Here is a 21,054-nt window from a genome sequence, read left to right on the forward strand (position 1 = left end):
GCCTTGCTCAAGGTAGTGATGGTACTCATTTACGATGCAGAACAGGCCAATGTCTGCAAGCAAACCGGCCAGAAGTGCTTTGTCGCTCTCTAAGTGGGCGTAGTAGTTTTCGCCCGATTCCTGAAAGCCTTTGACGACCATGACCATAGTCGCGGCTAACTCACGGGAGTTGGCGGCACTATTGACCAACATGCGCTTGCAGTTTTTACTTAGGTTGACGTTGTGCTTGAGTTGTTCAATGGCTTGTGCAGTGACAATATCGCGAACGCGAAATATCCCTAAACGCGACACGGCCGTAACAATATCGGTGCACGTGATGTTACGCCGATTAAAGATCACTGAGTTCGCCACACGGATAACCACAGCGGCAAGGCCTGGGTCTTCGAGTAGTGCGTCGGCGATATTAAGTACCGTTGTGGTGTCTGACGTACAGAGCTTCTGAATTTTGAGCACAACGTCTGGGATCGGAGGCAGAGCAATTTTGCGCGATTTGATCGCTTTTTCGATCATCTCAGAGAACTCAGATTCAATCCCTTGAATGAGGAGCTCTTTATTTTCTGGAAGCCAATAGAAAGATAAGTGGTTCATACGTTGTCATTATTTTTGTTCGCTCGTCACAGTTTACCGTTGATGCGTCTGGATTAGCAATTGCTGAACTGCGTTTTTCTATTGAACTGGGAGCGCGGTTTGTTTTCGCTGCGCAGTAATCTTGCACAAAAAAGCCATGTTGCCCTCACTCTGAATAGCTTTTGACCACCCCAAAACCGCTTATGCGCCTAGTTACATTTAAAAAATGTGAACTGGGCACGGACTTATTTTGCGTCGTTAACTATCATCTGATTAAGTGTCGTGAGTCAAACAAATACAAATATAGCTCTAACGTTTGATTGACACTCCTTTTTTCGCTTTCTTCTGCTGCTATCTGGTGATCACTACTAATCGGGGTTTTTAGATTAAGGATCAATGGATATGACAGAGCAATTGTTCATTCAATATATCGCTAAGTTTGGCGACTACTATAAGCGTGCAATGTTTGGCGGCGTAGGGTTGTTTAAAGATGACGCCATGTTCGTGCTGATCAGCGATAACACCATCTATTTGCGTGGTGGTTCATCACTTGACCAACGTCTCATGTCATTGGGCTGTGAAAAATACGTTCATGTGAAAAAGCAAACCACCGCGACGGTCAATTATTACGACATCACTGGATTGTTCGAGAGCGAGCACCCTCAGCTTGACCGATTAATTCATCGTTCACTCGACGGTGCGCTGGCGGCAAGAAAATTGAGATTGTCTCCCACCAATAAACGCTTGCGTGATTTGCCCAACATGCAATTGACGTTGGAGCGAATGGTGAAAAAAGCCGGCATCGATGATGTGGATACTTTCGTCAAGCTCGGCGCGCCGACGGTCTACGCCAAAGTGAAGAAAGCGTACGGCAGCGATGTGGATGTGAAACTGCTGTGGAAGTTTGCTGGCGCTATCGACGGCATTCATTGGAAACTCATTCAAGAGCCGCGCAAACAGCAACTGTTGGAGAGTTGCCGTTAGCGCATGATGCCTTGAAGAGCGGATAGCAGTCAGTTTTAGACATTAGCCAAACAAAACGCCCCTCCTAATTGGAGGGGCGTTCATGTATCTGCTGTTCAAACGATGTCTAGACAGACACTCGGTCAGTTTTTCCAGTCATTGAGCTTGAATGTGAGCGTATGCGCAGCCCCTTTTAACTCCAGTCCTTGGTTGGTGAGAGTCATTTCACTCCAATCCGACAGTGTTTGTGAGAAGGCTTGCTCAACTTGCATGGCGTCATCACCACACATCTTCATTGTCATCCCCATTTTTCCAATGCGGAACTTGTTGTCTTTTAACTCACCTTGACCAAAGAAGTTGTTACATCCAGCATGGCCGTTCGCGGTCATTTTCTCACCGATTTCAAGACGCGGCGCAGATTCACCTTCTTCAAGGCTGATGGCTTGACCGTCGACAGCAAGCAGTTCCCAGTTGTGGTGCTGAAGATCTTGCGTTGTGATTGGGGTAGGGGCGTCTAGACTGCTTGCACACGCTGTCACGACGAAGGGCAGTGCGGTTGCGGCAAATAGCGTTTTTAGACTAAGCTTCATGATATCAACTCCAAAAATCAAACGTGTCGCAAAACGCGACGGTGCTTGGCAAAAGTATAATGCAAACCAAGCGGTTAATGTCAGAAGTGAGTCATAGTTTAGCGGCGGTTGTTCACTATCTTTGTGATCAACAAGCTAAGATGCAGCGGACAGAGTGAAATAAGGCGTACCATGGAGCAGCTCGAGTTTTTTCAAGTCCCCAGTCCTTGCGTTGGTGTGTGTACCGTGGACGAACGTGGCTACTGTCAGGGGTGCATGAGAAAGCGTGAGGAACGTTTCAACTGGTTGTCGATGTCGCCCGCTCAGCAGTTGCATGTGATCAAGCTCTGCCGTCAGCGCTACCTGCGAAAAATCAAGAAACAGGGCTCAGACGCATCACCACCTGAGCCTCCTGTCGATCCGCAACAATCGTTATTTTAGTCCCCACAGGTCACTCACCCAACCACCTGCATGTTCGTCAAAATGGCAGCCGATAAAGCGTCGATTTGTCTCAGGGGAGGCATCGGCTTTGGGTTTTGCATCTAACATGTGCTGGATATGGTTCACCATGGGATCGCCGCTGTGTAAGCGTTCTTGCCGAGTTGCGACTTCTTTAATCAGTTGCAGACGGTACGAGTTACTAGCACGTTTCATTTGGGCGATCCTCCACGGTTATGACACTAATATGAAAAATTAGTTACTGGTTAAAAAAACGTCAATGCGCCGAAGGGATGAATCGAGGAAATTTCTCAAAAAAAATGTGTTTTAGAGTGGGTCAAAAGAGAGACATCATGAGGTAACCATCGGGAATAGTTAGCCTTCTGTTTCTCGCTTGAGTCTCCGTGATTGAAATAAAAAGTTCATAATTTATTTTGCTTAACGCAATCAACTTTTGTGTGAGGGGCAATCAAAAACGCCTTGCGATAAGCAAGGCGTTGGATAGGCGTTGTTGTTAGGATTGGCAACGCTGTGACGTAATCAATTCATCGATCATTAACTGACCGCGAGTATTACGAATCTTGATGCGATAACTCAGTCCGACTTCCATATTGGCTTTGGTGTCTGGGTTAGTGCAGTAGACATTGATACTTTGGTTGAGCAGTTGTGAAGCGGGTTTTGCGCCTCGAGCATCCGTATTGTAGACCATCATGATTTCAATCGTCGTCCCACTTGCGCTTGCTCGCAAGATGGAGAGTGGCCCCGCCTCAAGTGGCAGTTCGGCAGAGAGCACGCTCGCGCGGTTCTCTGCAAGCAATTCGAGGTTACGTTGCTTTTCCGCATTGGATGAACAGCCCGCGAGCGTCATTACCATTAGCCCGAGCAAAGCCGCCGAGCGGCGCAGGATAGCCATGACCACTAAAACACTTTTTTAAAGGGTTTAACTATAACAGACTGATAGACCCCAGCGGTAACGTAAGGGTCGGCATCCGCCCAGGATTGCGCTTGCTCTAAACTGTCAAATTCGGCGATGACGGTTGAACCTGTAAAGCCAGCTTCACCTGGGTTCTCTGAATCGATGGCAGGCATAGGACCGGCGGTTAACAGTCGGCCTTCGTCTTGCAGCGCTTGCAAGCGTTCTAAATGCGCAGGACGGACACTTAAGCGCTTTTCGAGTGAATCTTCAACGTCTTGAGAAAAAATGACGTACCACATAGTCAAAATCCTTATCGTGTGGACTAGGGAATTAATGTACCTTAAGTGTGGCGGAAACGACGCGCCGACACTAGCAATTTGTGAAGCGAATCATCGCTCTATTGCACGAGGTCGCCCTTCGCTATCAATCGCTACATAGTTGAATGTGGCATCACAGACCATGTATCTGTCTTCAACGCCGTGCTCTTTGACGGGTTTGACCCACACTTGCAAATCAATGCTCATCGAACTGCGGCCAATCTTCTTACATTCGCCGTAGCAGCAGACCACGTCACCGACGCGGACGGGCTTTTTAAAGGTGATGCTAGAGACCGAGACAGTCACAATTCGGCCACTGGAAATCTCTTTTGCGAGGATCCCACCAGCAAGGTCGAGTTGAGACATGATCCAACCGCCAAAAATATCACCGTTGGCGTTGGTGTCGGCTGGCATAGCTAACGTTCTAAGGAGTAGTTGGCCCTTTGGGGCATTGTAGGTATTGTTCATATTTTGCGGACATCGACAAACAAAACAGCGACCGGGGAGGCCGCTGTTAAATTGGAAAGTCAACAGTTTAGCAAACTTTGCGCTGTGAAGTCAGCTTATGAGTTGCTGGTGTTTGACTCATCTTTAGGCATTTGTTTGTAGATGTAGACGCCTGTAAGCAGCGTAAAGCCAAAGGTAGCCGCCAAAAGGCCGAACACCTTGAAGTTAACCCAGACGTCAAGCGGCAGCTCATAGGCGACGTAGATATTGAGTGCGGCGCAGAAAGCAAAGAAGCCGACCCAAGCCCATGTGACTTTAGCCCACACGCTGTCGGGCAGAGTGATCTCTTTACCAAGCATGCCTTTGATCGCTGATTTACCCATGGCGTGGCTCACCGCGAGTCCAATCGCGAAAACGGCGTAGACAATCGTCACCTTCCACTTAATAAAATTGTCATCGTGCAGGAAGATGGTCATGCCCCCGAATACTGCAACCATCACAAAGGTGATCAACTGCATTTTCTCGACTTTTTTGTAGACGAAATAAGTAATGGCAATCTGGATAGCGGTCGCGACAATCAAAGCGCCGGTGGCGGCGTAAATGTCGACCATTTTATACAGCGCAAAAAAGATGATCAGCGGAATGAAGTCGAGCAATTGTTTCATATCTAAATTCTATGATTGGGTAAAATTGCCCTAAGTCTAACCAAATTCAAGCGTCGGACATAGGGCTTAGTGACAATCTGAAACAACTCAGTGGGGTAGCTGACGTTTGAAGTCCTCTAAATAGCCCTCTTCCCGCAGGCTCTCGACCGTAAACAGCAACTCCTCGTCACTCATGGCAAAGCAGCTCGATTTACCGGTCATCACATTAAGGTACTCGTGATATTCGAGTTCGCTGTAGTGGCCGAATCGGTCTTGAACTAGGGTCTTAATACCGTGGTGGATTAAGCGATAATAGGTGTGGCGATGATGTTCCATAACAGACCTCGTTTTTCACTGTGGTCGCAGTGTGGCCATGCCTCACTCAACCTTGTCTAGAACTAGTAGAGACGAAGCATAGAGAGTGCCAACTTGTCGATGAGGTCTATCTCTTTGAATTATAATATGAGTGCCAGAGTGCATATGTCATGAAACTGGCACGTCTCAAATTGCGAACCAAATTGAGATTAAATTCGGTTATCGCCGGTGCTGAATGCGATGATCTGACTGATTTGTGTGAGGCTGCGTCCGCTCTCTTGCTGCCATTGAGTGAATGCCTCACTGGCGGCATGTAACGAGCGCTTGGTGTCTTTGCCACCTTCAATGATTTTGCATTGGCGTAGATAGGCTTCCACATCGCTGGAGAGAATGAAGGTGTCGACCCCCATTTGGCGCAGGGTGTAAGGACCAGTGTTGCCGCCTAGACGCTGCCCATGAGTTTTTAAGTACCCCCAAAGCTCGGTGATACGCTCACTTGGCCACTGCGCGACCATCTGACCAAACGAACCGTGTTGCAATGAAGCCTCGTAGATCATTTGTGCGTTGGCTTGTATCGATTTCACTTTCGCGTGGTGGCGAATGATACGGGCATCCTCAGACTTGGCATCCCAATGCTCATCACCTAGCATCAATAGCCGTTCGATGTTGAACCCAAAGAAGACCTCTTCAAAGTTTGGCCACTTGTTGCGCACGACTTTCCAACTGATGCCACTTTGAAATACCTTCATGCTAAAGGCGGAAAGCCAGCGATCGTTGGGTATCGCGGCGATTTCGTCACGAGAAAGCGGGTGAGAGAGCAGAGATTCCAACTGCGCGGTGCCGCCTTTTCGCGCTGCTGCTCGCGCCTCAATCTGGGTAAATTTTTCCATCGTCATACCATGATTCCTTGTGTTTAGCGCTGAGCCAATGACGCTCAGCGATCACGATTTAATCAGCGTTAACCCGTGCGGCAGTGTGTCACCAAACACGCGTTTTGACTCTGTGTCTGACAGTTCGCTAACGTGCTCAACCAGGGTTATCCAAGCTTCAGGCAACTTACTTTGTTTAAGTTTCGCGACGACCTCGGCGCGAAATTCGTCGGAGATATCGAGCTGGCGATCGCCGGTTTTACGGCACATCATCACGGCTGCAAAGGCCACCATGCGGTCTTGTTGCCAAGGCTGGTCAAGCAAGGTGGGCAGCCATTGCTGAATCTGCTCCCGAGCAATCACATTGTGCGCACTGCCATAGAGCGGAGTACGGGAAGCAAGGCGGCCTAGCGCCCACCAGTGGGCATCGTTGAACTGGTTTTGATTGAGCGCTTTGCTTAAAAACCAGTTGGCCAGCAGCGTCTTATCTTCCACCTCTAAATGTTCCAAAGAGGCGGCCAGTCTCACCATCGACTCATACCCCATCTCTTGCGCGGCTTTGGCCGATTGCGGGTTTTTCATCGCACCGGGATGCAGGTACTTAGCAATATCGGCGAGCAGTTGCTCTTGCTGCTCTAGATTGAGTCCGCCAGCCACTCGGCGCCAGAACACCCACCAATCCGTCCAGCCTTGGTGATTTTTAAATTGAATCGCTTGCGAGTAGAGCCCCCACACTTGCTCGATCCGCCAATCATCGGTGACATCGCCAAAGCCGGGGCGTAGCGTATAGCCAGCCAAACGTAACCACTGTTTCTCGTGTGCTTCTGAGCGGCGGCGACGCTTTCTTCCTTGAGCCAAGGTGTCAAACAGCTGCCGAAGCGTGGTGAAGTCCCACTCATCGCGTTTGCCCAGTTGACGTTCAAGGGATTTACTCAAGGTGCGAATGTCCGCCTCCTCCGCACTTTTTTTATTCGCGCTGTAGAGTTTGCTGATCAGTGCTTGGCAGTGCGGTAAGTTTGGGTGCAGGCTGTGTGGTTTCTGTTCTTCTTTTTGATGACGAACTTCGAATTCTACTGCCCAGCGTTGCTGCTCGTTTGCGACGCTCACACACTCCATCTTCAATGTGCCCACTTCGGTCAGTTGGCACGCCAGTTGAACTTCGACCCGCTCTTTTTGATTGGCGTGCAACTGTGCCCCTTGGCTGTCCAGTGTCACGACATAAGGAGGCAAAGGCGAAAGCTTGTCAGGGTCAACGTCAACCATCACTCCATTTTGCAACGCTTGATCGTCGCGAATGCGATCATGGGTTGACGTCAGAAGATTGAAGCGTACCGGCTCGCCAAGAGTCAGGGAAAAGCGACGTCCTGTGAGTCGGATTTCTTGGCCTTCCTCTGAGCCCTTGGCCAATAAGCACAGTGCATGGCCCAAACGTTGTTTGTCTGGTAAATGGAGGAAATAGGAACGTGCGACTCCGCCGCCGATCTTAAGTTGTGCACCGCGGCGCGCTTTACCAAATGCCACGGCGCCCAGCGCCACTGCCCAATCGGGGTGTGGGTTGTCCAGTAGTCGGACTGGCTCGCCTCGCCATTGGCTAAGCAGTGTCTCTAATCGTTCGCTGATAAGTTCACTGTTAAAAACACCGCCATTGAGTAGCAAGCCAACGGGGACGACCGGCGTGTTGTCTGGTGCTGTGCTGGATGTGTGCTTGAGTGCGTCAAGGGCGACACTTTGATGTTGCTGCAAGAAAGCGGCGACATGTTTACTCACTGCAGGATCGGAAACATAGGGCAGGCCGAACTCGACGACAGCGCTGCGGCGTTTGTCTGGGCCCTCGTTGATGTCACTGAGTGGAAAAAAACCTTCCAGCGCAATTTGGTGTACTTCATCTTTGCCAAGCGCCACACTTTTAGTGCCTCCAAGCAGCTTAGAGCCACTGCCTAGCATGGTGATTTTGACATCATTGGGCGCTTGGCGACTCAGCAACTGCTCTTTGGCGCTGCGCGTCTGCTGAATTAATTTGGACAGCGACGCCGCATTGAGTTTTTTACCGCTGTTTAGACGCTGCTCCGCCAAATGGGCTAGGGCGAGATCGAGGTTATCTCCGCCGAGCATCAAGTGCTCGCCCACACCAATGCGGTTTAATGTCAGCGCATGGTCGTCACTGACTTGTGCGGAGATTAAACTCAAATCCGTGGTGCCACCACCGACATCACAGACGAGAATCAAAGGTACGTTCGATAGCGCGTCGGCGGCGTTTTCTTGATGACGTGCATACCAGTCATAGCAGACCGCTTGCGGCTCTTCGAGGAGTACCACCTTGTCTAACCCTGCGAGTTCGGCGGCTTCGAGAGTCAATTTCCGCGCAGTTTCATCAAAGGAGGCCGGTACGGTGATCACCACATCTTGCGCTTCAAGCGGGTTACTCGGATGACGGTGATTCCAAGCTTGACGTATATGATTGAGGTAACTGGCGCTGGCAATTAAGGGTGACACTTTGGTGACGTCACTGGCGCCCGCCCAAGGCAATATGTCAGAGCGGCGGTCGACTCCTTGATGAGAGAGCCAGCTTTTAGCGCTGGCCACTTGGCGACCTTCCACTTTCGCGCCAAGCTCACGCGCCCATTCGCCAATAATGACCTGATCCATATCGCCAGAGACGGGCTGATGTTCCCATGGCAACGTCAAATCGCGTTCGCCAATCTGCCCCTTCGCGGGATGATAGCGAAAAGAGGGCAGCAGCGGTTTACGCACCACCTCACCGGGACCAATCAACTGGTCTATATCGAACAGCGCCACTGGGGAGGCGTTGAGATCCGCGGTGATCTCACAATACGCCACCACAGTATTGGTGGTGCCAAGATCGATACCCACTAAATAACGAGCCGTGGTCATGTTGAAAACCTTTTCAATGTGCAGATAGGTTGAAATCAGAGTAAAAACGGCATCCAAGGGATGCCGTTATGGGATTATTCTTCGCGTACGTCAAATTCAACGTGCCATTTTTGGCCGTTATCATTGGCAATGGCTTCAAGGTACAAAGTACCGAGCTCAGTGACGCGTGAAGAGAGGGTGACGGGCACTACTTCGCCTTCTCTACGACCTTCAGAGACGGGCAGCGTGACCTGAATTTCCGGCAGCTCTTCGAGCTCATCTGGCCCCCAATGGTCAAGGTGAGTGCCGGCCAGATCGTCTCGACGCACGGTCGAACCGAAGAACTGGAAGTTGACTGGCTGGCCAATGATCAAACCAAAGGCTTGGCTGGGTACGTCCACGCTTGAGCCTTCTTCCATACCAAAAGGTGCCACACACAGTGCTTCCATCGGCGGCGCCATCCCTGGTATAGCTGGCATGGCACTTTCGATACCGACATAAAAGCTTGAGGCAATACCACCGCGAATACGCACGCCTTGACCACGACGCACCGCGCCATAGTAGGCTGCGCCGCTGGCAACCGCCAGATCAAGGTCGACACCGGTTAATCGCTTGGCCGCAGGGGCATTGGCCTCAGTGAGCCAATTATTGAGTGTGCTCTCAAGACGTTCAGCCAAAAGAGGCGACTTCAATACGCCACCGTTGAACAGCAGCGCCGTAGGTTTGATAAAGCTGAGCGGAGCAGGGGTCATACCCGTAATACCAGCAAATGGCATGGTATTCTCTGAATCATGTTGGCCAGTTTGTGCGCCTGCTTGTTTGACGAGAAAAGCCGCAATGTGACGAGTGATACCCGCATCTTGGGCGTACGGCAGACCCATTTGGGTCAATGCGCCGCGCGCACGTTGAACCGGGTGCTCATCAATCCCTACTTGCGGGAAGAAGCCATCCACCAGTGTTTGCTGCACTTCTTGTTGAGTGAGTTCTGTTTTGAGTGTCGCGCCCAATAGTTTGGAGCCTCGGCTCGGCACGACAACCGGCACGCTCGCCAGATCCGCATCGTTGAGCAACGCTTCTTTCGCATCACGACAGGCGTGAGTCATGGCTTGAACTTGCCAAGGTTGCAGCTCTTTGCCTTCTTGGGCAAGTTTCATCTTTAATCGATAGGCGAGGGCCAGATCCATGTTGTCACCGCCGAGGAGGATATGCTCGCCCACCGCGATGCGGTTTAGCGCGAGGTTCCCCTCTTCTTCGGTCACTTCAACCAGAGACAAATCCGTGGTGCCGCCGCCAATATCGACCACCAGAACCACATCACCGACTTCAACTTCATCACGCCACGCGTCTTGGCTGTTGTCTATCCAGTTGTAGAGCGCCGCTTGAGGCTCCTCAAGCAGTGTGAGGTGTGTGAGGCCCACATGACGCGCCGCTTCCGCCGTTAAATCGCGCGCGGCAGGGTCAAACGAGGCGGGCACCGTTAAGGTTACGTCTTGCTCTTCTAGCGGGTACTGAGGATGGCGATGATTCCACGCCGCTTTGAGGTGCTCAAGGTAGAGCTCAGTCGCACGCAAAGGCGAGACCTTCTCGACCTCTTCCGGGCTACCTGCGGGCAAAAACGCGTCGCGACGGTTTACGCCGCCGTGACAAAGCCAAGATTTGGCACTGGCCACTAAGCGAATCGGGGTTTTGGCACCGAGGTTACGAGCAATAGCACCAACCAAGGCTTTAGGTTCTGAAGACCAAGGAAGAACGCGCGCAGCAGGGTTCATCTCATGCTCATGGGGCTGATAGAGAAACGAACCCAGTTGACTATGGGATTCTACCGTGCCCGGGGCCGTCAATTGTGGAATGGCCATCACCTCGACACGCGCGTCTTCGATGCGCGTATCAACAAACGACATGACACAGTGAGTCGTGCCTAAGTCAATACCGACACTGAAGGTCGGTGCGTTTGTTGTCTGTTCCATTACAGCTCCACCTCTGCTGGTGCAATGATCGACGCATCATAGTGATCCGCCAACTTAGGCAGCGTCATCGCGCTGGCTTTCCAGCCTTTGTGGACCAAAGTGCCATGGAACGGCGCCTGGCCGGTCACGTTACCCGTTAGACGAACCTTTTGCGGATCAAAGCCGTCTTCCACAGTAATGCGGCTCTCTTCCTCTTCTTGACGAATCGGCTCAAGGGTCACGTACTCTGCGAGTACTTTTTGCCCGCCGCTGTGAATGACGCGCGCAGCAGCGCCAACTTCTTCATCAGAAAACGCACTGACGTCTTCTTTGAGGAAGTCAATTAAACGCGCTTCTTGTTGTAACAATGAAAGCAACTGCATCGCGGAATCGGTTGACGCCGTGGCCAGTTTTGACTCCACTTCCACCACTTTCTCAACGATCTTTTCGACTTCAACGACTTTTTCAACTTCGACGATTTTCTCGACCGGCTTTTCTATCTCGACAATTTTCTCAACGGGCTTTTCAACCACTTTCTCAATCACCTTAGACTTGCGTGAAACCGCAACAAGTAACAGTAGAACGCTTGAGGCGGTTAATCCGGCATGAAGCATGTCGAAGGTTTGAGGAATCATTTGTAAATCGAAAGTCATAATCATTCTCTTGGAAACTAAATTTTGCGCCGAGCTAAACACGGCTGCCTGTGTTGGCTGCCTTGGCAGCGGCACAATCATTTGACATGAAATTGGGGCAAATATAACACATTCAAGTGAAACCGCTTGTGTCAAAGCAAACTCGCACCAGATTTGGCGATGTATTTGCTCTCTTTTTAACCATGCCAACGTAATGAATGGTGAAAACGGGCGCAGAAACGGCAAATAAAATCGTGCCAAATCGGTTTAAGCGATGCAATGCTAGTCAGCGCGAGGTCGAGTTTTGCGCCCAGTTAGGGTAAAATTCGGCGCTTTGTTACTGTCACAATAGCGAACCTAAAGGCGAGTCATGAACCACAACCGAGTAGTCTGTTTCGATTTAGAAATGTGTTGCTGGAATGAGAACGGTGTCGGCACCACGGGCGAGATCATTGAAATTGGTCTGGCGGAAATCGATTTGGCCAAAGGCGAGGTGGTTAAGCGAGCGCAATACTATGTCAAACCCGAGCGTGATGAAGTTTCACTGTTTTGCGCGGAACTGACAGGCATTACACCGCGCAAAATTGATAAGCAAGGCCGTCCGTTAGCCGAGGTGATCAAGTCGATGATAAAAAACTTTGGCGGTAGTAATAAGATTTATGCCTCATGGGGGCGAGATGACCAGATCCTTGCGAAAGAGTGCGCAGAGAAAGGCATTGAGATGCCGTTCAGAGAGTTCATCAACCTTGCGACCCTGTATCGAATTCAGCATCGCCTGAAAGACAAACGTATTGGGCATCGCGCGGCGCAAGAAAGTCAAGGCATTGACTGGGAAGGGCGCCAGCACTCAGGCTATGTCGATGCCTACAACCTTGCCAAATTGGCGTTGACCATGCTCTAGAGAGCGAGATTGAGCGTGTGTCGAGATTCAATTCGATAGAGAGAAACAAACAGGGAGCCGAGGCTCCCTGTTTGCGTTGATTACGCGTAGCCAATCAACTCCGGTAACCAAAGAACGATGCTCGGGAAGGCGATCAAGACCGCGATGGTAATGACATCGGCGACAAAAAATGGCGTACATCCGCGAAAGACATCTTGTACTGAGCACTCGGGGCGCACGCCAGCCACCACAAAGCAGTTCAAGCCAATCGGCGGAGTAATGAGACACAGCTCTGCCATTTTCACCACGATAATGCCAAACCAGATTGCGCAGCCAATGCCAGACACACCAAAGGCGGAGTCTGCTGCGGCGACATCCATTCCGCCGTTTAAGGCAATAATGGCAGGATAGACCACAGGTAACGTCAGCAGCAGCATGCCGATGGCGTCCATAAACATGCCAAGGACGGCGTAGGCGCAGAGGATCAGCAGCAGTGTCAGCATCGGGCTTTGTTCAAGGCTGACAATCCAGTCTGAGAAGGCGCTCGGCAAATCGGCAAAGCCAAGAAAACGCACGTAAATCAACACGCCCCAAATGATGGCAAAGATCATCGCCGACAGTTTCGCGGTCTCCATCATTGAGCTTTTCAGCTCTTGCCAGCGACTGCCGTGATAGAGTGCGACAAACAGAATGGCGGTCGCGCCAAGCGCGCCTGCTTCGGTGGGCGTACCCACACCACCATAGATACAGATCATGATGATGGCGACAACAAAGAAGATAGGTGCAGCCGCAGGCAGTGACTCCATGCGCTGTTTCCAAGTGTAGCCGCGCACTGGTGGACCGAAGTTTTTGCGCGTCATCGCAAGGAAGATGACTAAGCCGCCATAGATGAGTGCCGAGACTAATCCGGGAATAAAGCCCGCCATCAGCAGCGCGCCGACATCTTGCTCAACAATGATGGCGTAAATCACCAAAATAGCCGAAGGGGGGATCAAGGAAGCGAGTGTGCCACCTGCAGCGACCACGCCTGCAGCAAAGCGCTTGTCGTAGCCGAGTTTGAGCATTTCAGGGACCGCGATACGCGCAAACACCGCAGAGGTAGCCACAGATGCTCCGGACACCGCAGCAAAACCTGCGGTAGAGAAAACCGTCGCTACCCCCATGCCGCCGGGGAGCCAACCCACCCAGCGCTTCGCTGCCTCAAATAGTGATTTGGTGAGACCTGCGTGATACGCGAGAAAACCGATCAGAATAAAGGTAGGGATCAATGAGAGCGCCAGCGATGACACTTTAGAGTGAGGGATGGTGCCAGCCATTTTGATCGCAACCATAAAGCCGCGCTCAAAACCCAGTTTGGCACTGAAGATCCAAACCAGACCTAAAAACCCCGCAATCGCAGCGGCAAAGGCGACGCGCACACCGAGAAGAACAAACAGGAGCATGGCTCCGGACACCCACAGACCGATTTCGATACTGTCCATGTTGCCCATCGTAGTAAATAAATCAGACAAGATAAGGCTCCTAGTTGTCGTGACCGCTGACACTTTCAGCTTCTTTTGCCGCCACTTCCGCAGCGGACTCAATCAAAGGCACGGCTACTGGCGAGTCGCCGCCTTGCCTTAGCGCACGTGCATACCCCCAGAGTTGTAAACAGAGACGCAAGGCGAGAATCGACAGCGCCGCAGTGACGACTAATTTGGCTGGCCACGTGGGGAGATTGATGTCGAGTGAGGAGTCGCCAATCGAGTAAGCGCGCCAGAAATGCAGGTAAGAGCCGTAGATCAGTACGAAAGTGACCAACAGCATCAGCGCGGTCGTCAGCAGTTCAGTAAACCACAGCCATCGACCGCGAAACTGGCCGACAACAATATCCATGCGAATGTGGCCACCCATTCGCTGAGTGTAGGCAATGCCAAGAAAGGCTATAAACGCCATCGCTTGTTCCACCCAATCCACATAACCGCTGATAGGGGCACTAAACAGCCAACGGCCCAAGATGTTCACGGTGGCAAGAAAAACCAATAAAAATATGGTGATGCCACCGAGTAAGTTCAGTAGCGATTCAAAACGGAAGAACCAGCGATCCACTCGACTGAGCAGAGAGTGATCTTCTCGTACGGACGCAGCAGCCGACATTTCGGCCTCCTTTTGTCTCAGACATTCATCGAAAAGTGATTAACGTCATCAAAATAAAATCAAGGTGAAGCAGGAAACGTTGGGCTCAGATTGAGCCCAACGAGCTTAATGTTCAGTTACTTTTGTGCGAATAACCCAGCGGTGAAATCAAGGACCGCTTGAGAGTCAAACTGATCTTTGTACTGCGCCACCCACTCTTGACGTACGGACTCAGAGAGCGTGTTCAACTGCTCGGTTTGTTCGGCGTTGAACGTCACCATGGTCAAACCTTGCGCTTTAACTGCGGCTTCGTATTTTGCGGTGGTGTTCTGTTCGTAGTTTTGAACGTAGAAATCGAGCGCTTCATCCACAGAGCCAAGCAGCGCTTCACGGTGACTGGGTTTGAGCATCTCTAGCGCTTCGGTGTTGACCACCACAGGACAGTTAGCAGAACCTAAGTTGAGGTTGGTGGTGCCCCACGTCGCCACTTTGTAGGAGTTGGTGGCGAGATGCGCGTGCGGCGCAAATGAAGCCGCATCGATAACATTGGAGTCCATGGACTGACGAACTTCGGCAAACGGAACACCGGTTTTGATCGCGCCCAGTTTACTCAGCACACCCATGATACCGCCCGGGCCGCGGACACGTAGACCGTCAAAGTCTTCCAGTGACGTCAGCGGATCCCCTTTACTGACGATGTTGTATTGCGGCATTGGTGTAGGCATAAGGAGCGTCGCATTCCAGCGAGCGAGGTCCTTAACCACGGCCGGATGCTTGAACAGTTCCATGTAGATTTCGCTCACGCGGCCAAGCGATACATCTTGAGAGAAGGGTAACTCTGCCACCGTGATGGTGGGGTTTTTGTCTGCGTGGTAGAAGGCACAAAACTGCGCCATTTCAAACGCGCCAAAAGAGATGCCATCGAGATTTTCTCTTGCTTTTGATAAGCCACCGTAAGAAATATTGAGCTTGAACTCGCCGTTGGTTTTCGCCTCGACCAGCTCAGCCAGCTTTTCGACGTTTTCGGTAAAAGCGCGGCGTTTGCCCCACAGAGAGACGTTCCACTCGGTAGCTGCACTCACTTCCGTTGCGACAAACCCACTTAATGCGAGGGCGGTGATTAACGTGGCGTTGAGAGTTTTCATTCTTTCATCCTTGTTGTATTGATTTGACTGGTCACCAGTCGTGTAGGGTAAAGGTGGGCGCGACAGGTTTAGCCTGCTTAACACGGCGCTCCGTTTTTTGTTGTGACCCATTGGGTATAGCAAGGGGTTTGCCAACTTGTTGTGATAATGTTAACTGTTTGCGCCCCGCCCGGTGATGAAAGGGCTGAGCGAGCCGACTTGGCGTGATGAACGGCGCAATTTAGACGCAGCAACAAGAAAATCGGCCAAATTTGGCTCATCCTTGTGGGAGCTGAGTCATTGGATGCGCCAAATTTGGCCGATGGCAGAGAGTGCTATTTGGGTGCCTATTAAGAGTCGCACCGTCGCGCGTCCATCAGGCTTGTTGCTAAGTGGCAGAGAGCGCAGGCTGGCGCGGCTTTTGAATTGCTCAAGCTCAGTGAAAGGCACAATCGTCGTCGTACAACAGATAAGGGAAATCATGGTCAGTAAACCGGCGTGGTGGGCGCTGCACCTCGAGAGCAGTAGAAAAGTCACGGTCTGGATCGTGGTGATTGCAACGGTACTGGCTATTGTTATGGCGCGGTTATGGATCGAGAGTATTGAGACACGACATTTTGCGCAGCTTGATACCGTCGGTGAAGAGAGGCTGAACCTCTACGCCTCGACCGTTGAGGCTGAGTATCAACGCTTTCACTATCTTCCGTTTATTGCCGCGCAAGATGATGAAGTGCAGCGGCTACTGGCAACGCCAGAGAAAACGCGGCTGATTGACGAAGTGAACCAAAAACTGGCTCAGTGGCAAAGTGAATCGGGTGCGGATGCACTGTATCTAATGGACAAATCAGGGCGAGTCCTTGCCAGTAGCAACTGGAACCAAGAGGGCAGCTTTGTCGGCCATGATTACCACTTTCGCCCTTACTTTACCGAGGCGATGACGGGCCGCAATGGTCGATTTTTTGCCATTGGCGTGACCACAGGTGAACCGGGTCTGTTTCTCTCTCGTCCTGTTCGCGTCGAAAACCAGATTGTTGGTGTCACTGTCCTCAAAGTGGACATGTCTCAATTAGAAGCGAGTTGGCGTGCAGGTGGCGAAGGGGTTTGGGTCAGTGATGCTGACGGTGTGATCTTTTTGGCCAGTCAGCCGCATTGGCGATACCGCACCTTGGGCGCGATTTCTGACCAAGTCCGAGAGGCATTACGCCAAGCACAAAAGTACGCCAATCACCCGATTGAACCGCTGAGCTATACGGCTTTGCCCAGCTCACCACAAGGAAAAACGGTGTTGGATCTTCGCGGCGAGGATGGCGTCGCGACACGCTACGTTCTCCATCAACGCGATATTCGTGCGCTCGGATGGCGATTGGTCTACCTCAGCGATCTGCAAGACCTTACCCAAAGCAAATACAACGCGATGATCGTCTCCGCCTTGCTAGCGACGGTGTTCGCGCTGGTGGCGCTCTATTTGATGAGCCGTTTTCGCCATCAGCAGCAGCTCGAATGGAGGGTGGCGCAGCGCACCAACGCCCTCAGGCAGAGTAACTCGCAACTCAAACGAGAGATCGAAGAGCGTATCCGTACGGAAAACATCTTGCGCCAAACCAACGAAGAGTTGATTCAGGCAGAAAAATTGGCCGCGTTGGGTCAACTGTCTGCGGAGTTGGTGCACGAAATCAGTCAGCCATTGCAAGCCACGTTGACCTATTTAGCCAGTACCCAATTATTGGTTGAGCGCGGTGGCTATGAGATGGCGCAAGAGAATCTTGACGAGATCGACCACCTTATACGCCGCGTGACGAAAATCATCTCACGCTTGAAGCACTTTGCCAGCAAGTCGGTCAGCGCGCTATCGCCCGTTGATATCGCGCAGTCAGTGCGCAACGCGCTGGTGGTGGTTCAACCTAGGTTAGACAAACATCGGATTGTACTCGATTGGCAGCCGCCCGAATCACCGCTGCTTGTGCGCGCGGAGGAGATCAAGTTGGAGCAAGTTTTAGTGAATCTGCTGCGCAATGCCGCCGATGCGATTGCTGAAGACGCCAATGCCGCAAAAGAAGGCGACGCAAACGGGCATCGAGATCTCGGTAAGATTCAGATTTGCGCTTGGCAGCAGGGCAGCGAGGTGTTGCTCTCGGTGACCGACAATGGCGCCGGCATCGCGGCGGAACACTTGGCGAGTCTGTTTGAGCCATTTTTTACCACCAAACCGGAAGGGAAGGGGGTGGGTTTAGGGCTCTCCGTCTCACGCACGATTGTCGAAGAGTTTGGTGGGCAGTTGGAGGTGATTGCTGCCGACAAGGGCTGCGAGTTTCAGTTGAAACTCCAGTGCGCCGAATCGCCTGAAACAGAATTAAGGAGTTCCTCATGACACACTCTTTTCCCCCGTCAGACGAGTTGGCGACGCTTGGTCACTCTTTGCCGCCCGAAGTCATCTTGGTTGATGATGAAAGTGCAATCCGCCGAGCGACCAAACAGTGGTTGCAGCTGGCCGGATTGACCGTGCGAGATTTCGCCGATGCGCAGAGCGCCTTGGCTACCATTGATGCTCAAAGCCATTATGTGGTGGTGTCTGACATCCGAATGCCAAAAATGGATGGTCTAGCATTTGCCAAGGCAGTACAAACCATCGACAGTGATATTCCGGTGCTGCTGGTAACGGCGCACGGGGATGTGAAAATGGCGGTCGACGCGATGCGCGGTGGTGTGTATGACTTCATTGAAAAACCGGTAGAGCCAGATTTGTTGATCGACAGAATTCAGCGCGCAGGCGAGAAGCGGCGGCTTGTGTTGGAAAACCGGAACTTGCAGCGTTTACTCAGTCAGCGCCCCACGCTTGAAAGCAGAATGATTGGCGAGTCGCCAGTAATGAATGCCCTTCGTCAGCAGATCTTAATGCTCGGGCAAACTCCCGTGGATACAGTGATCAATGGCTCGACCGGGACCGGTAAAGAGCTGGTGGCGCGATGTTTACATGAGGTGAGCGCACGGCGTGATCATCCCTTTGTGGCGGTCAACTGCGGCGCCATACCGGACAATTTGTTTGAAAGTGAGCTGTTTGGCCATGAGAAGGGCGCGTTTACCGGCGCTCAGTCTAAGCGCATCGGGAAAATTGAGCACTCGAACAAAGGGACGCTGTTTCTTGATGAAATAGAGAGTATGCCGATCAGTTTTCAAATTAAGCTGCTGCGTGTGTTGCAAGAGAGGAAAGTGGAAAGAGTCGGTTCTAACCAAGAGATCGCATTGGATTTGTGGGTGATCGCGGCGACTAAAGTCGATCTCAAGCAGGCGTCTGAGCGGGGCGAGTTTCGTGAGGACCTCTATTACCGATTCAATGTCATGGAACTGCATTTGCCAGATTTGGCCGATCGCCGTGAAGACATTCCGCTCTTGTTCGAATTTTTTGCACGCAAAGCCGCGATGCAATACCAACGTGATTATCAACCACTCAGCGACCAGGAGAGTTTGCTACTGTGTGAACAAGAGTGGCCCGGCAATGTGCGACAGTTGAAAAACAGTGCCGAGCGGTATGTATTGGGTATCGGCCAGGGCGTCAATTTGGCCAGCGTACTGGGGACGGAGCCGCTAACGCCGAGCCTGAGCTCAAACAACCTCGCGGATCGCGTGCACAGCTTTGAACGGCAGGTGATTGTTCAAGCGTTTAAACGCCATAAAGGTAACGTGCAAGCAGTGATGGACGAATTGGAACTGCCACGACGCACACTTAACAACAAAATGACGCAATACGATATCCAGCGCCGTGACTTTGTGGATTAAAAACGAGCCGCTAGGTTATTTGCCGTCATTGTCCTCGATGACCGATAATTTGGCGCGGATAAACTCGCTGTGATCCACATACAAGAGTTCAGCGGTTTTTCTGATCACGGCGTCTTCAAGTGGGTCGATGTTGCCGTCGGCGTGTGCGACTTGCCACATGGCTTGAATCAACTCAAAACGCGTCTCTTGGCTGAGTGAACGAAGTTGGGAAGTAAAATCATACAGCGAGGCAGAGTGCTGCGTCGTCTCTTTTGCTCGGGATAGGAGGTGGGTTGCTTGTTGGTGATCAATCCCGACTAGACGCGACAGCAATTGCTGTTTGGCTTGGGCCTCTTCCTCGCTCACTTGGTGATCGGCACCGGCCACTTCGGACAGCAAACAGGCGATCGCCAGATGCGGATCTTGGCTTGATTGCTCTCCTAAGTCTTTGCCTTCCACCAATTGCTTAAAGAGTTTAGCTAGCGCATTCATCATCGTTGTGACCTCAATACATTCGATATGATATATACATAGTGATGATTGACGGCGATCACAAGCCTCTTTACACAATCCTTACTTAACGCCACCTAAGAGCACCTAGTGGATGAAGTCGGGTCATTAACGGGATGGCTTTATGGGTGGAAAAGCGATGCGCTTGCCTTCAGATGTCAAAATTTCGATCGATTTGGGGGCACCTTTTTCATCGAGGTGGAGCTCGCCAATCGCGCTCGCATTAATCAGTCTGCGCAGTCCCTGGCAATCAGGATCACGTTTACGAACCTTCAAACGCTTACGTTTGGTAAACCAGTTGAGTGGCGAGCGCGGTGAATAGAGCAGTCTGTCAGCGTGATCGCAGATCGCCAATAAGGGCTCTGGGAACTGGCTCTTAAAGCCACTGCAGGTGAACTGGTAAAGGTGTGGGCTATTTTTACGAAAGCGCAACTCTATGTCATAAGCGAAAGAGTAGTGCACATCGCCAGAGAGAATAACAAAGTTGGTCGGCGTCTGGGTATGGGTGAAAATACTCAGTAAGGTGTTGGCACTGCCCGGGTGCGCCATCCAGTTTTCCGCATCCACCATCAAAGGTTTACCTAACATAGTAACAATGCGTTGCAGCGTTTCGATAAATTTGACGCCAAACATAGGCGCAGGAGAAACGATGATCACTTTTTCTTGATGGAGCAAGGCTTGTTGCAGTTCCATCAACGCTTCCCAATCCATCAAACCTGACGGTTTGTTCATCCTAGATTCCGAGCGCCAGCGGCGGGTACGGGTATCGAGCACCACCACCTTTGGCGAGGTGTCAATGGTGTAATGCCACTGCTCAAAACTGAGCAAATGCGCGATAAAAGCATCGTGATTCTGGGGGACGGGATCTTCAAAATAGCGCTGCGCTAGACTGATAAACTCGGCGTCAAAATGGTCGGGCTCATTGCCCCAACCCTGACACAACCAGTAGCCGATCAGCGCGTTGCCAATAATCCGTTTGGAAAAGGGGTGCTGATAGACCTGATATTCCCAGCCGACGGTTAAATTCCAATCATCGGTGACATCGTGGTCGTCGAAAATCATGTAAGTGGGAATATGAGCCAACAACCGTGCTACCTTGGGCAAGCCCTCCACAAACGCCTCCATGACGTTGGCTTCGTGCTCAAACGTGGTTTGCCATTGCTCGGGAATGGTCGGTA

At 51.5% G+C, this 21,054-nt stretch carries 22 protein-coding genes; 5 read left to right on the forward strand and 17 right to left on the reverse strand.

Going from position 1 to position 21,054, the window contains the following annotated elements; all coding sequences use genetic code 11:
- Positions 1–588: HDOD domain-containing protein (locus AC6R0L_RS05625; RefSeq protein WP_500628532.1), on the reverse strand; the 588-nt coding region annotated here is incomplete at its 3' end.
- A 375-nt stretch (positions 589–963) separates the two neighbouring features.
- Here AC6R0L_RS05625 and AC6R0L_RS05630 point away from each other — a divergent pair.
- Positions 964–1,551, forward strand: coding sequence for a TfoX/Sxy family DNA transformation protein (locus AC6R0L_RS05630; protein ID WP_487901165.1), 588 nt, complete (start codon positions 964–966; stop codon positions 1,549–1,551).
- A 122-nt stretch (positions 1,552–1,673) separates the two neighbouring features.
- On the opposite strand, the gene AC6R0L_RS05635 is transcribed toward AC6R0L_RS05630, so the two are convergent.
- Positions 1,674–2,120 (reverse strand): META domain-containing protein, encoded by a 447-nt coding sequence (locus AC6R0L_RS05635; protein ID WP_487901166.1) that lies wholly within the window; start codon positions 2,118–2,120, stop codon positions 1,674–1,676.
- Positions 2,121–2,291: 171 nt separating this feature from the next.
- Here AC6R0L_RS05635 and AC6R0L_RS05640 point away from each other — a divergent pair, with 171 nt between their 5' ends.
- Positions 2,292–2,540 (forward strand): DUF1289 domain-containing protein, encoded by a 249-nt coding sequence (locus tag AC6R0L_RS05640; protein WP_500628533.1) that lies wholly within the window; start codon positions 2,292–2,294, stop codon positions 2,538–2,540.
- On the opposite strand, the gene AC6R0L_RS05645 is transcribed toward AC6R0L_RS05640, so the two are convergent.
- From AC6R0L_RS05645 to AC6R0L_RS05690, 10 genes are all read right to left on the reverse strand, one after another.
- Positions 2,532–2,753, reverse strand: a complete 222-nt coding sequence (locus AC6R0L_RS05645; RefSeq protein WP_500628534.1) for a hypothetical protein — start codon at positions 2,751–2,753, stop codon at positions 2,532–2,534. The genes AC6R0L_RS05640 and AC6R0L_RS05645 overlap by 9 nt on opposite strands.
- Positions 2,754–3,051: 298 nt before the next feature.
- Positions 3,052–3,450, reverse strand: a complete 399-nt coding sequence (locus AC6R0L_RS05650) for a GspS/AspS pilotin family protein (protein ID WP_487901245.1) — start codon at positions 3,448–3,450, stop codon at positions 3,052–3,054.
- A 5-nt stretch (positions 3,451–3,455) separates the two neighbouring features.
- The gene (locus AC6R0L_RS05655) at positions 3,456–3,752 is read right to left on the reverse strand and encodes a YciI family protein (RefSeq protein ID WP_500628535.1); all 297 of its coding nucleotides are present in this window, start codon (positions 3,750–3,752) and stop codon (positions 3,456–3,458) included.
- A gap of 90 nt (positions 3,753–3,842) precedes the next feature.
- Entirely contained in the window at positions 3,843–4,238 is a 396-nt protein-coding gene (yciA, locus tag AC6R0L_RS05660; protein ID WP_334552465.1) for an acyl-CoA thioester hydrolase YciA, read from the reverse strand.
- A 95-nt stretch (positions 4,239–4,333) separates the two neighbouring features.
- Positions 4,334–4,882: a septation protein A gene (locus AC6R0L_RS05665; protein WP_500626151.1), complete on the reverse strand. Its 549-nt coding sequence runs from the start codon at positions 4,880–4,882 to the stop codon at positions 4,334–4,336.
- Between the two features lie 87 nt (positions 4,883–4,969).
- The gene (locus tag AC6R0L_RS05670) at positions 4,970–5,197 is read right to left on the reverse strand and encodes a hypothetical protein (RefSeq protein ID WP_334552463.1); all 228 of its coding nucleotides are present in this window, start codon (positions 5,195–5,197) and stop codon (positions 4,970–4,972) included.
- 188 nt (positions 5,198–5,385) lie between these two features.
- Positions 5,386–6,072, reverse strand: a complete 687-nt coding sequence (locus AC6R0L_RS05675; RefSeq protein WP_500628536.1) for a DNA-3-methyladenine glycosylase I — start codon at positions 6,070–6,072, stop codon at positions 5,386–5,388.
- Positions 6,073–6,117: 45 nt separating this feature from the next.
- A complete protein-coding gene (locus AC6R0L_RS05680; protein WP_500628537.1) occupies positions 6,118–8,937 on the reverse strand; it encodes an Hsp70 family protein in 2,820 nt (939 codons plus the stop codon).
- Between the two features lie 74 nt (positions 8,938–9,011).
- On the reverse strand, positions 9,012–10,883 hold the full coding sequence (locus AC6R0L_RS05685) for an Hsp70 family protein (protein WP_500628538.1): 1,872 nt from the start codon (positions 10,881–10,883) through the stop codon (positions 9,012–9,014).
- Positions 10,883–11,515: a DUF2760 domain-containing protein gene (locus AC6R0L_RS05690; protein ID WP_487901173.1), complete on the reverse strand. Its 633-nt coding sequence runs from the start codon at positions 11,513–11,515 to the stop codon at positions 10,883–10,885. The genes AC6R0L_RS05685 and AC6R0L_RS05690 overlap by 1 nt, the downstream gene beginning before the upstream one ends.
- A gap of 349 nt (positions 11,516–11,864) precedes the next feature.
- Here AC6R0L_RS05690 and AC6R0L_RS05695 point away from each other — a divergent pair, with 349 nt between their 5' ends.
- Complete coding sequence (locus AC6R0L_RS05695) at positions 11,865–12,395, forward strand: 3'-5' exonuclease (RefSeq protein WP_487901174.1); 531 nt, start codon at positions 11,865–11,867, stop codon at positions 12,393–12,395.
- 80 nt (positions 12,396–12,475) lie between these two features.
- Here AC6R0L_RS05695 and AC6R0L_RS05700 read toward each other — a convergent pair whose 3' ends face one another.
- The 3 genes from AC6R0L_RS05700 to dctP all read right to left on the reverse strand — a co-directional run bounded on the left by AC6R0L_RS05700 (position 12,476) and on the right by dctP (position 15,634).
- Positions 12,476–13,885 (reverse strand): TRAP transporter large permease, encoded by a 1,410-nt coding sequence (locus tag AC6R0L_RS05700; RefSeq protein WP_334552457.1) that lies wholly within the window; start codon positions 13,883–13,885, stop codon positions 12,476–12,478.
- Between the two features lie 10 nt (positions 13,886–13,895).
- Positions 13,896–14,510 (reverse strand): TRAP transporter small permease subunit, encoded by a 615-nt coding sequence (locus AC6R0L_RS05705; RefSeq protein WP_500628539.1) that lies wholly within the window; start codon positions 14,508–14,510, stop codon positions 13,896–13,898.
- Positions 14,511–14,626: 116 nt separating this feature from the next.
- On the reverse strand, positions 14,627–15,634 hold the full coding sequence (gene dctP, locus AC6R0L_RS05710) for a TRAP transporter substrate-binding protein DctP (protein WP_334552455.1): 1,008 nt from the start codon (positions 15,632–15,634) through the stop codon (positions 14,627–14,629).
- A gap of 175 nt (positions 15,635–15,809) precedes the next feature.
- Here dctP and AC6R0L_RS05715 point away from each other — a divergent pair, with 175 nt between their 5' ends.
- The gene (locus AC6R0L_RS05715; protein WP_500628540.1) at positions 15,810–17,981 is read left to right on the forward strand and encodes a sensor histidine kinase; all 2,172 of its coding nucleotides are present in this window, start codon (positions 15,810–15,812) and stop codon (positions 17,979–17,981) included.
- A complete protein-coding gene (locus tag AC6R0L_RS05720; RefSeq protein ID WP_500628541.1) occupies positions 17,978–19,387 on the forward strand; it encodes a sigma-54-dependent transcriptional regulator in 1,410 nt (469 codons plus the stop codon). The genes AC6R0L_RS05715 and AC6R0L_RS05720 overlap by 4 nt, the downstream gene beginning before the upstream one ends.
- A 15-nt stretch (positions 19,388–19,402) precedes the next feature.
- Here the strand turns inward: AC6R0L_RS05720 and AC6R0L_RS05725 are convergent, their stop codons facing one another.
- The gene (locus AC6R0L_RS05725; RefSeq protein WP_500628542.1) at positions 19,403–19,861 is read right to left on the reverse strand and encodes a tellurite resistance TerB family protein; all 459 of its coding nucleotides are present in this window, start codon (positions 19,859–19,861) and stop codon (positions 19,403–19,405) included.
- A 123-nt stretch (positions 19,862–19,984) separates the two neighbouring features.
- A partial coding sequence (locus AC6R0L_RS05730) for an alkaline phosphatase D family protein (protein WP_500628543.1) occupies positions 19,985–21,054 on the reverse strand: 1,070 nt, incomplete at its 5' end.

This window comes from Vibrio sp. R15-SG3-ISO1A (assembly GCF_059833955.1).

What these genes read in the sequence shown, in the direction of transcription:
- AC6R0L_RS05675 (WP_500628536.1), bottom strand. Translation starts at nt 6,072, where the DNA reads ATGACGATGGAAAAATTTACCCAGATTGAGGCGCGAGCAGCAGCGCGA.
- AC6R0L_RS05650 (WP_487901245.1), bottom strand. Translation starts at nt 3,450, where the DNA reads ATGGCTATCCTGCGCCGCTCGGCGGCTTTGCTCGGGCTAATGGTAATG.
- AC6R0L_RS05725 (WP_500628542.1), bottom strand. Translation starts at nt 19,861, where the DNA reads ATGATGAATGCGCTAGCTAAACTCTTTAAGCAATTGGTGGAAGGCAAA.
- AC6R0L_RS05690 (WP_487901173.1), bottom strand. Translation starts at nt 11,515, where the DNA reads ATGACTTTCGATTTACAAATGATTCCTCAAACCTTCGACATGCTTCAT.
- AC6R0L_RS05635 (WP_487901166.1), bottom strand. Translation starts at nt 2,120, where the DNA reads ATGAAGCTTAGTCTAAAAACGCTATTTGCCGCAACCGCACTGCCCTTC.
- AC6R0L_RS05665 (WP_500626151.1), bottom strand. Translation starts at nt 4,882, where the DNA reads ATGAAACAATTGCTCGACTTCATTCCGCTGATCATCTTTTTTGCGCTG.
- AC6R0L_RS05720 (WP_500628541.1), top strand. Translation starts at nt 17,978, where the DNA reads ATGACACACTCTTTTCCCCCGTCAGACGAGTTGGCGACGCTTGGTCAC.
- AC6R0L_RS05655 (WP_500628535.1), bottom strand. Translation starts at nt 3,752, where the DNA reads ATGTGGTACGTCATTTTTTCTCAAGACGTTGAAGATTCACTCGAAAAG.
- AC6R0L_RS05645 (WP_500628534.1), bottom strand. Translation starts at nt 2,753, where the DNA reads ATGAAACGTGCTAGTAACTCGTACCGTCTGCAACTGATTAAAGAAGTC.
- AC6R0L_RS05695 (WP_487901174.1), top strand. Translation starts at nt 11,865, where the DNA reads ATGAACCACAACCGAGTAGTCTGTTTCGATTTAGAAATGTGTTGCTGG.
- AC6R0L_RS05705 (WP_500628539.1), bottom strand. Translation starts at nt 14,510, where the DNA reads ATGTCGGCTGCTGCGTCCGTACGAGAAGATCACTCTCTGCTCAGTCGA.
- yciA (WP_334552465.1), bottom strand. Translation starts at nt 4,238, where the DNA reads ATGAACAATACCTACAATGCCCCAAAGGGCCAACTACTCCTTAGAACG.
- AC6R0L_RS05685 (WP_500628538.1), bottom strand. Translation starts at nt 10,883, where the DNA reads ATGGAACAGACAACAAACGCACCGACCTTCAGTGTCGGTATTGACTTA.
- AC6R0L_RS05640 (WP_500628533.1), top strand. Translation starts at nt 2,292, where the DNA reads ATGGAGCAGCTCGAGTTTTTTCAAGTCCCCAGTCCTTGCGTTGGTGTG.
- dctP (WP_334552455.1), bottom strand. Translation starts at nt 15,634, where the DNA reads ATGAAAACTCTCAACGCCACGTTAATCACCGCCCTCGCATTAAGTGGG.
- AC6R0L_RS05630 (WP_487901165.1), top strand. Translation starts at nt 964, where the DNA reads ATGGATATGACAGAGCAATTGTTCATTCAATATATCGCTAAGTTTGGC.
- AC6R0L_RS05715 (WP_500628540.1), top strand. Translation starts at nt 15,810, where the DNA reads ATGAAAGGGCTGAGCGAGCCGACTTGGCGTGATGAACGGCGCAATTTA.
- AC6R0L_RS05680 (WP_500628537.1), bottom strand. Translation starts at nt 8,937, where the DNA reads ATGACCACGGCTCGTTATTTAGTGGGTATCGATCTTGGCACCACCAAT.
- AC6R0L_RS05670 (WP_334552463.1), bottom strand. Translation starts at nt 5,197, where the DNA reads ATGGAACATCATCGCCACACCTATTATCGCTTAATCCACCACGGTATT.